13 protein-coding genes are annotated in these 13,352 nt (G+C 45.1%); 8 read left to right on the top strand and 5 right to left on the bottom strand.

Features of this window, described 5'->3' with window-relative positions; genetic code table 11:
• The first annotated feature begins 131 nt into the window (after positions 1-131).
• The 4 genes from QZW82_RS09165 to QZW82_RS09180 all read left to right on the top strand — a co-directional run bounded on the left by QZW82_RS09165 (position 132) and on the right by QZW82_RS09180 (position 1,313).
• Positions 132-527, top strand: a complete 396-nt coding sequence (locus QZW82_RS09165) for a hypothetical protein (RefSeq protein WP_293147268.1) — start codon at positions 132-134, stop codon at positions 525-527.
• Positions 517-879, top strand: coding sequence for a type II toxin-antitoxin system PemK/MazF family toxin (locus QZW82_RS09170; RefSeq protein WP_293147270.1), 363 nt, complete (start codon positions 517-519; stop codon positions 877-879). The genes QZW82_RS09165 and QZW82_RS09170 overlap by 11 nt, the downstream gene beginning before the upstream one ends.
• Before the next feature lie 66 nt (positions 880-945).
• The gene (locus QZW82_RS09175) at positions 946-1,122 is read left to right on the top strand and encodes a hypothetical protein (protein WP_293147272.1); all 177 of its coding nucleotides are present in this window, start codon (positions 946-948) and stop codon (positions 1,120-1,122) included.
• Between the two features lie 14 nt (positions 1,123-1,136).
• A complete protein-coding gene (locus tag QZW82_RS09180) occupies positions 1,137-1,313 on the top strand; it encodes a hypothetical protein (protein ID WP_293147274.1) in 177 nt (58 codons plus the stop codon).
• Positions 1,314-1,431: 118 nt separating this feature from the next.
• On the opposite strand, the gene QZW82_RS09185 is transcribed toward QZW82_RS09180, so the two are convergent.
• Together QZW82_RS09185 and QZW82_RS09190 are read right to left on the bottom strand one after the other, a co-directional pair.
• A complete protein-coding gene (locus QZW82_RS09185) occupies positions 1,432-1,941 on the bottom strand; it encodes a hypothetical protein (protein WP_293147276.1) in 510 nt (169 codons plus the stop codon).
• Between the two features lie 162 nt (positions 1,942-2,103).
• Positions 2,104-2,301: a hypothetical protein gene (locus tag QZW82_RS09190; protein WP_293147278.1), complete on the bottom strand. Its 198-nt coding sequence runs from the start codon at positions 2,299-2,301 to the stop codon at positions 2,104-2,106.
• Between the two features lie 298 nt (positions 2,302-2,599).
• Between QZW82_RS09190 and QZW82_RS09195 the strand changes: the two genes are divergently transcribed.
• Together QZW82_RS09195 and QZW82_RS09200 are read left to right on the top strand one after the other, a co-directional pair.
• Positions 2,600-4,039: an NB-ARC domain-containing protein gene (locus QZW82_RS09195; RefSeq protein ID WP_293147280.1), complete on the top strand. Its 1,440-nt coding sequence runs from the start codon at positions 2,600-2,602 to the stop codon at positions 4,037-4,039.
• A 128-nt stretch (positions 4,040-4,167) separates the two neighbouring features.
• Entirely contained in the window at positions 4,168-4,785 is a 618-nt protein-coding gene (locus QZW82_RS09200; RefSeq protein WP_293147282.1) for a Uma2 family endonuclease, read from the top strand.
• Between the two features lie 397 nt (positions 4,786-5,182).
• On the opposite strand, the gene QZW82_RS09205 is transcribed toward QZW82_RS09200, so the two are convergent.
• The 3 genes from QZW82_RS09205 to QZW82_RS09215 all read right to left on the bottom strand — a co-directional run bounded on the left by QZW82_RS09205 (position 5,183) and on the right by QZW82_RS09215 (position 8,543).
• A complete protein-coding gene (locus QZW82_RS09205; RefSeq protein ID WP_293147372.1) occupies positions 5,183-6,205 on the bottom strand; it encodes an ABC transporter ATP-binding protein in 1,023 nt (340 codons plus the stop codon).
• Positions 6,206-7,029: 824 nt separating this feature from the next.
• Entirely contained in the window at positions 7,030-7,218 is a 189-nt protein-coding gene (locus QZW82_RS09210) for a hypothetical protein (protein WP_015175516.1), read from the bottom strand.
• Between the two features lie 401 nt (positions 7,219-7,619).
• A complete protein-coding gene (locus QZW82_RS09215; protein ID WP_293147286.1) occupies positions 7,620-8,543 on the bottom strand; it encodes a histone deacetylase in 924 nt (307 codons plus the stop codon).
• A gap of 397 nt (positions 8,544-8,940) precedes the next feature.
• Between QZW82_RS09215 and gyrA the strand changes: the two genes are divergently transcribed.
• Complete coding sequence (gyrA, locus tag QZW82_RS09220) at positions 8,941-11,640, top strand: DNA gyrase subunit A (RefSeq protein WP_293147287.1); 2,700 nt, start codon at positions 8,941-8,943, stop codon at positions 11,638-11,640.
• Positions 11,641-11,888: 248 nt separating this feature from the next.
• The gene (locus tag QZW82_RS09225) at positions 11,889-13,184 is read left to right on the top strand and encodes a ribonuclease D (RefSeq protein ID WP_293147289.1); all 1,296 of its coding nucleotides are present in this window, start codon (positions 11,889-11,891) and stop codon (positions 13,182-13,184) included.
• Positions 13,185-13,352 lie beyond the last annotated feature (168 nt).

Consider the following 13,352-nt stretch of genomic DNA (forward strand, 5'->3'; position numbering starts at 1 on the left):
TTAAATCTCACTATCTTTAGGGTAGCAAGTCTGGGGGTATTGGTGGTGTGGGGCGGGCGATCGAACTAAAATTGAGAATAAGCTCATCAAATATGCTGAATAAAAACTTGAGTTACTAGGAGGATTGGCTGATGTCATCAAGTGCGATCGCAACTTTGGTCAAAATCATGGAATCTTTGCCAGAAACTCTTCAAGACCGAGTGGTTGAACATTTGCGAGAATATCTTGAAGACTTAAGGGATGAAGAACAGTGGAATTTCTCTTTTCAGAACACACAAGAATCGCTGATTAGGGCTGCAAAACCTGCCAAACAGGAAATTTCCGAAGGAAAAGCACAGCCATTAGATATTGATATAGCTTTAGAAATACCAACAATAGCCAACTACCCCAGTCGCCGAGAATTTATGCAATTGTCGCTAGAAGAGAGGCGAAAGATTCTCGCAAAACAAGCTGAGGTAATGTTGCAACATTACCACGAAGATAGAGAATGGCAAGAATTAGAAGCAGGTGATTTAATTGACTACTAACTCTCCTTCTCCTAAACGGGGTGATATTTGGTTGGCTAATTTTGACCCGACAGTGGGAGCCGAAATCAAAAAAATCCGTCCGGCTGTAGTGGTAAGTTCTGATAGTGTTGGCAAGTTACCACTGAAATTGGCTGCACCTATCACAGATTGGAAAGAATATTATACTAGCAATATCTGGTACGTTAAGATTGAGCCAGATATTGCGAATGGTTTAACGAAAGTTTCGGCAGTGGATGTGTTGCAATTGCGGGGTATGGATGTACAAAGATTCATTCGGAAAATAGGAGAACTTTTGACTACTGATATGGACGAAATTGCCAGGGCGATCGCGGCTGTAGTAGAGTATCAGTAGTTACTTATCAAAAGGCGATCGCAGTAGCTCGATCGATTAACCAGCAACTATCGGAGTGTTTGATTTATGCTAATTGAGAAGATCCTTCAAGAACTACAAGACATTCCCGAAGACAAACTTGCAGAAATCTATGACTTGATTCACTACTTTCGCCTCGGATTAGGACGAGAACAGCCACAGCCTCGCACGCCCGGTTTACTGATAGGAAAACTCGGTGATGCTTTTTTTGAGTCCCTACCATAAGAGGAACTCGAACAATGGGAATAAGCTATCTCATTGACACCCATATCCTGTTGTGGTGGCTGTTTGACGACCCCAAACTCAATGCCCAATGCCGCGACATCATTCGCAACCCGGATTTTAATATCATTTTGAAGTTATTCCCGCCGCCGAATCAAGAGCATGAGCATGGAAAGGGCGATCGCACTTTTTAGCGATCGCAGACGAAAGAGAGTTGATGGGGATGGGATAAGGGCGATCGCACTTGGGTTAAGGAAGGGCGATCGTACTTGCTCAATTAGTTATTTGGATTCTGCGTATTTTTCCTAGACATTACGGCTTGATTGTTTCCACCTCCCGGTATCCATTAGGGCAACCAAGTGCACCACTCGTTAATACAGGTGATATATTTCTATTAGAATAGTTATTACTTTTGCAGATTAAGCACGAATAACGCTGATTTCTGTAAGAAAATCCAAAAGCAATTCCAACAAAATTGCTGAAATTTGACTTGATAGACTGAGCAGCTATTATGGAGGCATTACTGTACTGTGTAGGTACAACCCCGAAAGTGTAAGTAGAGTTGTTGCCTAAATTTATACCTGTAGAAGACATCCTCCCATTTTTGTAGTAAAAAGACCAGGCATTGCGACACTGAGTTTTTACAATGCTTCTTGCTTGAGATTCAGGAGACGACAAATTGCTACAAAAAGTCAGGACTATCCCGCCAGCTAAAACACACCCTGCTACTTGTAAGCCCTGTTTAGTAAATAACGCTCTGACGACAAGTCCACCAAGAGCACTAGCTATACCATTGCAAAATTCTTGCCAAAGCTCATCCATATACTTCTACCTTTGTGAAAAGCTTAGGTAACTATCTATTTATAAAAATATTATTCAGAGAGTAATTTCCACTCATAAAGGGAGATCGCTCTTCATCGCAACCCATCGATAAAGAGCGATCGCGCTCATTCATGAAGCGCGATCGCCCTTCCTTAGATGAGTCTATTCTTCGTTAACTCTTTTCCAAGCATTGTCACGAGATTGTTCTGCTGTTTTACCAGAACCCTTGTGCTCCTTGCCAGTCGTATTATCACGAATTGTCGTTATTTGTTTTGTTCCTTCGACAAATTGCGTAATCGGGTTCCAAGAACTCTCTGACTTCGTTTTCACATCATAACGTGGGTTTTTTTCTGAAGACATGGTTTTAACCTCTGAAAATCCATTTCATTAATTCGGAAATTAACCGTAGCCAGCGAAATATTTGCTTGAACTTGGCCACAAATATCTTTGGCTTAAGTGCAAGCTTGTGGACGGTTATTGTGATTATAAACTTGTTGATAAATTTCTTAAGTGGTAAAAAGTAGGATTTAGCGAATATTTATTTATAAAACATTACAGCTATAGTTTAGTGTTAGACAGTAGGATTTAGTTGTCAAAGTGGGAAAAAGTGCGATAAAGTGAGAATGCCCTAAATCAAACAATGCTCCCAGGTAGCCCTATGGACATTCAAGATGTATTACAATGGACAGACGCTCAGATATTGGCTAAGACGGGAAAACATCTTGATTCCCTACAAAGATGTACATTAGAGCAAGTGTGGCAAGGTCATAAATACCCAGAAATAGCTAAAGCTTGCAATCGCAGTGAGGATCATATTAAACAGGTTGCCAGGGAATTATGGAAACTTCTCTCTGATATATTGGGAGAAAATGTCAAGAAATCAAATTTTCGCTCTGCAATGGAAAGGTATGAATTTTCTAAGCTTTCAAATTCCGGTCATTTTAACCTTGTGCAAAAAGGTAACATCAATAACTTCTGCACAGCAACTTCACACCCTCCAAAAACTCCACAAAACTCACCCTCAATACACACCTCAAATGAAGACAACACCCAACAAAAACCGCGACTCGATTTAAGAGATGCACCGGAGATCAAAACCTTCTACAACTACCCCAACTCACCCCTCACCGCCCTCGAAAACTCGATCGCACACCAAAACTGCCGCCTCCTCACCATCACGGGCATGACAGGCACCGGCAAAAGTGCGATCGCCCGTCACCTCATCCCCCAAATTCAAACTCAATTCGATCGCATCATCTGGCGCAGTCTCCGCACCTCCCCGCCCCTAGAAACAACCCTCAAAAACCTGATTCAATTCCTCTCAAATCAAAACCCCCCCAACCCCCCCTTACCAAGGGGGGGCGAAGAGGGGGTTTTCCCCGCCAACACCGATGTTCAGTTATCAATCCTAATCGAATATTTGCGAGACAATCGCTGTCTCATTATCCTAGATGACGTGCAGCAAATTCTCAGCAGCGGGCAACTTGCAGGAAATTATAAACCCGGATATGAAAACTACGGAACCCTATTTAAACTCATCGGCGAAATCCCCCACAACAGTTGCTTAATCCTCAATAGTTGGGAACCACCCTCAGACATCCTCACATTTACCGACGACAATTCAGCAGTCTGTTTGTTGCAGTTAACCGGTTTAGGTGAAGCAGCAACAGAAATTCTTAGAGAAAAAGGTTTATTAGATGAAGAATACTGGCCAGAATTGATTGAGCTTTATCAAGGCAATCCCCTATGGTTAAAATTAGTCGCTCAAACTATAAAAAACTTATTTAGCGGTAGAGTCTCTCAATATTTAAGTTATCAACCAGTATTTTTAAGCGATGAATTGAGACCCATATTGCAGCACCACTATCAGCGGTTGTCGGAAATCGAAAAACAGGCTATCGCTCTAATCGGCAATGAAATTGAACCTATTTCGTTTACTCAATTGATGGCAAAATGTCAAGGTTCGCAGGGGGAATTATTTAAAGCAATTCAATCTTTAGACAGACGGGGAACGATCGCAAAATTGAGCCATGAAACTGAAACGGTTTTCACAATTCCACCCGTGTTAAAACAGTATGTTAAAATGGTGGCAGAATAGATACCACCTTGATTATTCGGCGGTTAAAACCGCGTCTACACGAACGAAGTCCGCCTGCGCGGACTAAGAAATAAGAGGAATTTTAACCAGGATTTTGTATTAAATATCTAGCTAAAAAAGAGCAAAATATGACCGCATTTCCTACCAAAGATAAACAAATGCTCACTTTCGATCGATTCATCAAGCAACTTCCCGATGAAGACGGACGCTATGAACTTGTTAATGGAGAAATTGTTAAAATCTTACCAACAATCAGACTGCACGAAAATGTAGCTGATTTTATTGAAAATACGTTCCACGACGAGGAGAAACGCCTCAACCTGAATTACAGGGTATCTGGCCGAATTGTAGTCAGGACTTTCACCTCAAATGGTAAAGAACAAGGCCGCCATCCCGATCTTACTGTAGTAGACAAAACTCTCTGGGAGTCGAAGCCCTTCGACTATTCAGCCCTAACTGAACCCCCACAATTAGTTGTAGAAGTTGTCTCTACAAATTGGGAAGATGATTATATCGACAAGCTGGATGAATATCAGCGGCTGGGAATATCTGAATACTGGATTGTTGATTATTTAGCTTTGGGTAGCAGAAACTATTTGGGGAATCCGAAAGAACCGACTGTTTTTGTTTACCTGCTCGATGAAAATGGGGTTTATCAAATGACTGCTTACCGAGGAACTGAGCGAATTATCTCCCGAACTTTCCCAGAATTAGCATTGACAGCAGAGCTAGTGTTGGATGTATGATATCAAATCTGGTTGCACCGGAATGATAGAGGAGACGGCAATGCCCATTGGTGTCAACTTAAGCTGTCAGCCCGCCAAGTCCATTAGTCATCCCGTGAGTCCGCCAGGGGTTCAAACCCCTGTCTAATAGCTAAAGTCCTCTCAAAGAGGACTCAAGAACTCATTAGTCGTCTTCAGACGACTTTAGCTTTGAGGCAGGGGTTTCAACCCTTGCCGGACTATGGGTTGTACCTTAAGTTGACACCTATGGGCTCTTGGAGTGTCCCTACCCAAAATAATATTGTAGGGACTAAAGCCAAAGAAACCCGGTTTCTCGCAAAAATCTGGTTTGGCGACGAGAAATCTATAAAGAAACCGGGTTTCTGACCCCGCGCGCAAAGCTTTCTATTAAACTAAACTACGATCGCATCGCCTGTTTTTGCTCAGCCTTCAAATCGCGATTGCTAGCAGCGGCCAACTCCGCATCCAACAAAGTTTTACCAGTCGCCGCCAAATACACATCATCCAAACTCGGCCGAGATTGAGCAATCCCAAAAGTAGGCAATCCCGCATTTTTTAAAGCTTGCTGAATTGTCACCAGCGCGTCGCTTTGCGGTGTTACTACTAAATTTAGAGAATTTCCTTGGGCGGCGTTGACAATCACTTCCTGCACGAAAGGCAGAGATTCCATCAGAGTTTTGGCTTTTTCGGCTTCTGCGATCGGCGAAAACTCCCGAATCCGCAAAGTCACCCGATCGCCCCCAACCCGATTTTTCAACTCCTCCGGCGTCCCCTCAGCAATCACCGTACCTTTGTCAATAATCGCCACGCGATCGGCTAAAGCATCCACTTCTTCGAGATAATGACTCGTAATCAAAACCGTCGTACCCTCATCCCGCAAGCGCCGCAGGAAATCCCACACCACCACCCGACTTTCAATATCGAGCCCGACAGTCGGTTCATCCAACACCAAAACATCCGGCTGGTGCAGCAATCCAGCAGCTAAGTCGAGGCGCTTGCGGATACCCCCGGAATAGGTGCCCGTTTTTTTATTTTCCCACTCCTCCAAACCGAGGAGTTGCACCATTTTGTCAATCCGCCCTTTAATAGTCTTGCGCGGCAAATGGTAAAGCGCCGCTTGCAATTGCAGGAGTTCGCGCCCTGTCAACACCTTATCGAGAGCGACTTCTTGGGCGACGTAGCCGAGTTTCTGTCTCGCCATTCTCGGCTGGCTGACTGCTGAAATGCCTGACACTTCAATACGTCCGCTATCAGGCGAACTCAAGGTACAAAGTACCCGCAGGGTTGTGGTTTTGCCTGCACCGTTGGGGCCTAGCAAACCAAATATTTCCCCCGGTTCTACCTTGAAGGAAACATCTTTAACGGCTTCTACAGTGCCGTAGCGTTTCTGAAGATTTTCAATTAAAACGGCGGGAGCCATATATTTTAAGGATGAACTGGTTGTTAATATTTTGACACTTCTGGGCTTAATTTGCCGGAATGGGCGATCGCACGTTCCGACTTCCTGTGCTTGTGGCGATCGCACATTCCGACTCAACCCGAAACTGCTGATTGTTTTGATTTTCGATCGCGGTTTAAAACTTTTCAACTCGATCGCGGTTCCCAACCCCCAGCACCCTCAGTCTTTTCTAGTCTCAAATATCAACTTTTCTAGCAACCGCCTTGGATGGTTAAGATGTTCTTAATTACTACTAAAAACATTAGGTTCGATTCCATCTCCACTCTACATTCTACCCTCTTACTGATAAGCTGTTCGACATTCAAAGTGCACTATTTGTGGCTCAGACCTCATGCTGTAAAGGGTTCAAACCATAAATTTAAATGACTAACAGTTTATCCGTTACATCCCTTACAAAATCCGTTGCCGAACTTCCTTCTTCTATTACCTCCAAACAAGTATGAGTTTTGAGTTAATTCTAACTTGGAAGTTAGCAACTCAAAACTCATATTTTTTAAACAAGTAGAGATGCACCCGAAACCTGTTATTTTATAATTATCTCTACTTCTAGGCGGATGTCGATCGCAATTAGAATCATTAACACCGATCTCCAAACATTAAACTGTCGCTTAAAAACACGGAAAACTTCCCTAAGTGGCAAGTTCTAATTTTATCCAGTTTGCAAAAGAATGTAACTTTAGGCCCATGTTCTATACCCCGATAATCATCAGTCATTACCAATTCTTTAAGCGAAAATTGAAAAGGCTATGAACTTCTTTCTCGCTCGGGGGTTGGGTGCTGGGTCTTTAATCGACAATTTTCACCCAACCGCGACGCACATTGTACAGCAGTCGGTTGATGATGGCATACTCATCTTCATTCAGGGTTCTTTCTAAGAGTGCGGATCTTAGCTGTCTCCGGTCGTGGCGAGTCACGACACTAGAGAACATGACCTGACCAAATAATTCTTCGAGCGTCATTTGGGAAACGGACATGATAAACCTCCTAGTTGATTGAGAGATATTAAAATATTACAGGCTGATCGTAGTCCTATTATGCTCTGTCCGATCGCCGATTCCTGCGATCGAAAACATTGACACGGTGTGATTTATAGGCTAAAAATTTGTGACTGAGACTTAGACGCTCAGTGACTCGGATCTTTTAAATTCGTGATGCTTGTCACAAATGTTGACAGTTGACAGTTGACAGTTGATCGAGGGCAGAAGGCAGAGGGGAGAGGTTCGAGGGAAGAAGGCCGATCGACTGTTCGTAGTGTGGACTTTAGTCCGCATCAATTTCTGCGGACTAAAGTCCACACGTGCGTTCCTTACTTATTGCGGTCAATTGACCGGACATGACATCAATCCCCTCATCATCCCGTCTGCCAATTTTGCAGCTAATTGAGGCACCGGTCAATAGTCGCTACAACCGACTCGGCCAACTCTTGCAGCGCGTAACCGCCCTCCAAACCGAAGGCGATGCGACGGGTGATTTGCAGGCAATATCCCGTGAAAGTACCGAAATCTGACGGCGCCAGATTCATGCTAGCCAGCGGATCCGAGGCTATTGCGTCGTAACCGGCGCTGACAATCAACAAATCCGGTTCAAAATTTGACAAAAACGGCACGACAAGAGATTCAAAGGCGCTCAGGTATTCAGCTATGCCGCCACCCGGATACAGGGGAATATTCAGCACGTTGTTGTAGGCGCCTTGCTCGTCAGCATCTCCGGTTCCCGGATAGCAGGGAGATTGGTGCAAGGAACAGTAGGCAATTTGCCTGCTGTTTTCCACCAAAGATTGAGTGCCGTTGCCGTGGTGCACGTCCCAGTCTAGGATGGCGACGCGGTTGATTCCCGGCTGTTCCAAGGCATAGCGAGCTGCGATCGCAGCGTTGGAAAACAAGCAAAATCCCATCGCACGGCTGTTTTCGGCGTGGTGTCCCGGCGGCCTGGCGATCGTAAAAGCTGGTTCGTTGGTTGCTAAAACTCGATCGACCCCATCGAGCCAAGCACTCACCGCCAGCAGCGCTACGTCGTAACTTTCAGCAGAAATCGGCGTGTCACCGTCGAGGTAGCCGCCTCCACGATTAGCCAAATGTTCGACTTCTTTGATGTATCTTGGCGCGTGAACTTTTTTGATTGCTGACAACAGTTCTAGTTCGCGCTGCGCCACTGGCGTCGGCAGTTGCCACTCAATGCGATCGGCCCAGGGAGCAGCTTTCAGAGCCTTGACGATCGCCGTCAAACGTTCTGGTCGCTCTGGGTGAAGCATTCCAGTCTTGTGCAGCAAAAAATCTTCGGAATAGATGACGGGTAGCATCGGCTGATTTTAGATTTTAGATTTTGGATTTTAGATTTTTAGTTTGCTTTAAGAAAGCCTTCGGTTTTGTGAAATTAAAATTGCGATCGGGCCACCATTTTGATTTTTTATATAGCCCTCAAAAAAACTCACCAAAGCATGAAACCCGACCGCCTAAAAAAACCTTTCTAGCTTTTGCCAATTGATGACTAAATCACCAACTGCTTTCCTTACGAATTTCCCTTGTTTCGTCCCTTAATTTTTCTGCCAACTTTCCCATAAAGTTAAGGGCAAATTGTGATATAATTTTAGGAGTAATTTGCAATATTTGGCAGCTCAACTGAATCCAGATCGATTTTATCGCATTTTTGGGATTTATAGCGGTCAAATTTAAAGTTTTAGCGGAGTTTTTCAACCTATGAGTATCTCTGAGTCGCGGATAATCCCGACGGATCTGGGTGGTGAGATGTCCCGATCGTACTTGGAATACGCCATGAGCGTCATAGTCGGTCGGGCGCTACCAGATGCTAGGGACGGTCTCAAGCCCGTTCACCGACGCATTCTCTACGCCATGAACGAATTGGGCTTGACTCCCGATCGACCATTCCGCAAATGCGCCCGCGTCGTCGGGGAGGTGCTGGGCAAGTATCACCCGCACGGAGATACAGCAGTTTACGACGCCCTGGTGCGGATGGCTCAAGATTTCTCCATGCGCGAACGCCTGATCAACGGCCACGGCAACTTCGGCTCCGTTGACAACGACCCGCCCGCTGCCATGCGGTACACCGAATGTCGCCTCACAGCCCTGACGAGCGACTCCATGCTGCGCGACATCGACTGCGAAACAGTAGATTTCGGCGACAACTTCGACGGTTCCCAACAAGAACCCCTCGTACTCCCCGCACGCATCCCCCAAATTTTGCTCAACGGTTCCTCCGGGATTGCCGTCGGGATGGCAACCAACATTCCGCCGCACAACTTGGGCGAAATAATCGACGGTTTCTTAGCCCTAATCCACAATCCAGGAATTACCGACCTGGAATTGATGCAGTACATCCCCGGCCCAGACTTTCCCACCGGCGGGCAAATTCTCGGCAGAGGCGGCATTCGCGATGCTTACACCACCGGGCGCGGCTCGATTACAATGCGCGGAGTCGCCGGCATTGAAACCATCGAACACGCCGGCCGCCCCGACAAAGAAGCAATTATTATCACCGAATTGCCTTACCAAACAAACAAGGCAGCGTTAATTGAGAAAATTGCCGAACTGGTAAACGACAAAAGATTAGATGGGATTTCCGACATTCGCGACGAAAGCGATAGAGACGGAATGCGGATCGTGATCGAACTCAAACGCGACGCCTATCCCCGCGTCGTCCTCAACAACCTCTACAAACAAACACCGCTCCAATCAAATTTTGGAGCCAATATGTTAGCGCTAGTAAACGGGGAACCCCAACTACTGACGCTCTCACAATTCCTCAATGTCTTCCTAGACTTCCGCATTGAGACAATTACTCGCCGGACTCAATACGAACTCCGCAAAGCAGAAGAACGCGACCATCTCCTGCAAGGCTTATTAATTGCCCTAGACAATTTAGATGCCATTATTCACCTAATTCGTGCCGCTGCCGACTCCGCCGCTGCCAAACAAGAATTGATCGATAATTACGGTCTTTCCGAACAACAATCTGATGCAATCCTGCAAATGCAACTGCGGCGTTTGACAGCATTAGAAGCGCAAAAGATTCAGCAAGAACACGAAGAACTTCGCACTAAAATCGCCGATTTGGAAGATATCTTAGCGCGTCGGGAACGCATCTTAGAAATCGCCGAAGTCGAAGCACTCGAAATCAAAACCAAAATCGCTACTCCCAGGCGCAGTATCATCGAACACGCCGAAGGAGAAATCGATGAAAGAGATTTAATTGCCAACGAACAAGCAATTATTCTGATCACAGAGCAAGGCTACATCAAGCGGATGCCTGTCAGCACTTTCGAGGCCCAAAGTCGCGCTACTCGCGGCAAAGCAGGCGCGAAAATGAAGGAAGATGACGGAGTAGAACATTTCCTTTCCTGTTGCGATCACGATAGCGTTTTGTTCTTTAGCGATCGGGGCGTAGTTTACTCTGTCAAAGCTTATCAAATTCCCGTTTGTTCCCGCACGGCTCGCGGTACTCCCGTGGTACAACTGCTGCCGATTCCTATAGAAGAAAAAATCACTTCTATGGTGTCAGTTACAGAATTCACCAGCGAAGAATACTTGGTGATGTTGACTCGCGGCGGCTACATCAAGAAAACCGCACTTTCAGCTTTTGGCAACATCCGCACTAACGGATTAATCGCGATTTCTCTAGAAGAAGGCGATCAATTGCGTTGGGTGCGGAGAGCAAGAGTTGGTGACAGCATTATCATCGGTACGCGCCAAGGTATGGCGATTCACTTCCGCACCAATCACGAGCAGTTGCGTCCGGTTGGCCGCGCGACTCGGGGTGTGAAATCAATGAAATTGCGATCGGGCGATGAGTTGATCAGCATGGACATCTTGCCAAGTTCCATTGTTGCCGAAATTGCTGACACAGAAGATTCAGAATTGGAAGGAACAGAAGTTGCTCTCTTAGAAACGGGCGAATCGGAATTTGAAGGAGCCGAAATTGCTGAAGATGTGGAATTGGAAGACGAAGAATTAGAACTGGATGCTGAGGAAGTTGAAGGCGAAGATGCCGAAGAAATTCCCGCCGTTAGCAGCGAAGTTCCTAGCGTTTTGGTCATCACCACCAACGGTTACGGCAAGCGAGTTCCTGTTTCTCAATTCCGCCTCCAAAGACGTGCTGGCAAGGGATTGACTGCTACTAAATTCAAGTCGAAGAAAGGTAAGGATCAGGTAGCAGCGCTGCGAATTGTCAACGCAGATGACGAATTGATGATTATTACCAACCGAGGTATTATTATCCGTCAAGCTGTGAGTGCAATTTCCACGCAATCGCGTACTGCAACGGGTGTGCGGGTGCAACGCTTGGATGAGGATGATTCGATCGTAGCTGTGGCTTTGGTGCCGGCTTCGGGTGAGGAATCGATCGAAGAAGCGCAATCTGAGGAAGCGGTAGAAGAGTCCTAAGTTAATAGTTTGTAGGGTGTGCTGCGGTGCACCTTACTGCTTTTTAAGGTACGTTGTTGGGCTTTAGCCCTCTTTCCTAGTCTTATAAAGAGGGCTAAAGCCCAACAACGTACCTAATTTGTCTGACGACTGACTTTAAGTTGACACTAATGTGCAATTCCATGTGCGGCACTTCAATCATTGACAATTGACACAATAATTGCTATAGCATAATATAAGCATAAAGTTAATAGTAAAAGTCTGTAAAAATGCCTTATTTAACAGCAGCAAACGACATCAAAGCACTCATCGCTAAATTTTCGCAATCTAAAATCCTGTGGGTTGACACAGAAATAGCAGACTATAAATCGAACCCCAGATTATCTCTAATTCAAGTGTTAGCAGACTCCACCGATTCGACAGGAGATGCCACCTTTCTACTAGATGTCTTAGATCAACCTGAATTGGCAAAAGACTTCATCAACCAAATCATGGTAAATCCAAATATTGAAAAAGTCTTCCACAGCGCCAGCTATGACATCAGATTTTTGGGTAATGACGACGCCAAAAATGTCACTTGTACATTAAAAATGTCGAGACAGATTCCAGCTTATATCCTCCCCTTACCCAACCGACAACTCAAAACCTTAATCGAAACACTTTGCGGCATTACTTATGTAGATAAAACAGAACAAAGCGGCGATTGGGCAAAGCGTCCCCTGACTGAGAAGCAGCTAGAATATGCCAAGATGGACGCGGTTTATTTAGCTAAAGTGCACAGCCGCTTGCTAGAAATCCTTGCCCAATCTTACCCCGAACCCGCAACGGAAAACTTGATATCCTTGGGGAAAAAATATCAGCAAATAGAATCTCAGTGGAAGCCACTAGATGCAGAAATCGCTGAAGTGAAAGAACGATTTAAAGCAGGAATGATGGCGCAAAAGCTCAAAGATAGCTCTTGTTTTCAGCTTTCCAGTTCGATAACGATGAAAGTTAATTTTATGACGCTGGCGAGACTGACACAAACTCAGCAAATTGATTTAAATTTTCCGGTGACGCTGACAAAAGAAATTCAAAAACAGTTAGGACAACTCATCACTCACCCATCTTTGCAAGTTGAGGATATTGCTAGTTGGCGGTTGAATTCTAATGTACAGCAGCGGCGAAAATCTCCTACTAAGAAAATTGCGCCGGAACCCGAGAGTGAGGATTTAACAGCATTGGGGAAAAGATATCAAGAAATTTTCCCTGAATGGAAGTTGCTGGATTCGGAAGTTGAGCATCTGAAAGAACGGATTAAAAAAGCAATGTTGGTGCAAAATAAGAGCAATACTCCTGATTTTAAGTTATCTAGTTCTTCGATTTTGAAGGTAGATTTTGCTAGCTTGGCTAAACTTGTGCAATCTGCGGGAATTGAATTAGATTTTATGGTGACGCTGACTCAATACATTCAAAAGCAGTTGGGGGATGCGATTAACACAATTGATGTGCAGATTGAGTATATTACCAGTTGGCGGATGACGGCCAAGACTGTGGAAGATGAAGATGAGGAAATCCCGTTTTAAGCAATATCTTGGGTATGTAGTTGCGCTTCAGCGCTCTTTGGTATGTAGTTGCGCTTCAGCGCTCTTTATCTTATAAAAGAGCGCTTATCTAAGGTATGTAGTTGCGCTTCAGCGCTCTTTGGTATGTAGTTGCGCTTCAGCGCCCTTTATCTTATGAAACAGCGCTTA

It is taken from the genome of Microcoleus sp. bin48.metabat.b7b8b9.023 (genome assembly GCF_013299185.1).
GTDB lineage: Bacteria > Cyanobacteriota > Cyanobacteriia > Cyanobacteriales > Microcoleaceae > Microcoleus.

Coding starts and splice junctions, on each gene's coding strand:
- QZW82_RS09225 (WP_293147289.1), top strand. CDS start 11,889: ATGCCTTATTTAACAGCAGCAAACGACATCAAAGCACTCATCGCTAAA.
- QZW82_RS09175 (WP_293147272.1), top strand. CDS start 946: ATGCTAATTGAGAAGATCCTTCAAGAACTACAAGACATTCCCGAAGAC.
- QZW82_RS09180 (WP_293147274.1), top strand. CDS start 1,137: ATGGGAATAAGCTATCTCATTGACACCCATATCCTGTTGTGGTGGCTG.
- QZW82_RS09195 (WP_293147280.1), top strand. CDS start 2,600: ATGGACATTCAAGATGTATTACAATGGACAGACGCTCAGATATTGGCT.
- QZW82_RS09210 (WP_015175516.1), bottom strand. CDS start 7,218: ATGTCCGTTTCCCAAATGACGCTCGAAGAATTATTTGGTCAGGTCATG.
- QZW82_RS09205 (WP_293147372.1), bottom strand. CDS start 6,205: ATGGCTCCCGCCGTTTTAATTGAAAATCTTCAGAAACGCTACGGCACT.
- QZW82_RS09200 (WP_293147282.1), top strand. CDS start 4,168: ATGACCGCATTTCCTACCAAAGATAAACAAATGCTCACTTTCGATCGA.
- QZW82_RS09190 (WP_293147278.1), bottom strand. CDS start 2,301: ATGTCTTCAGAAAAAAACCCACGTTATGATGTGAAAACGAAGTCAGAG.
- QZW82_RS09165 (WP_293147268.1), top strand. CDS start 132: ATGTCATCAAGTGCGATCGCAACTTTGGTCAAAATCATGGAATCTTTG.
- QZW82_RS09215 (WP_293147286.1), bottom strand. CDS start 8,543: ATGCTACCCGTCATCTATTCCGAAGATTTTTTGCTGCACAAGACTGGA.
- QZW82_RS09185 (WP_293147276.1), bottom strand. CDS start 1,941: ATGGATGAGCTTTGGCAAGAATTTTGCAATGGTATAGCTAGTGCTCTT.
- gyrA (WP_293147287.1), top strand. CDS start 8,941: ATGAGTATCTCTGAGTCGCGGATAATCCCGACGGATCTGGGTGGTGAG.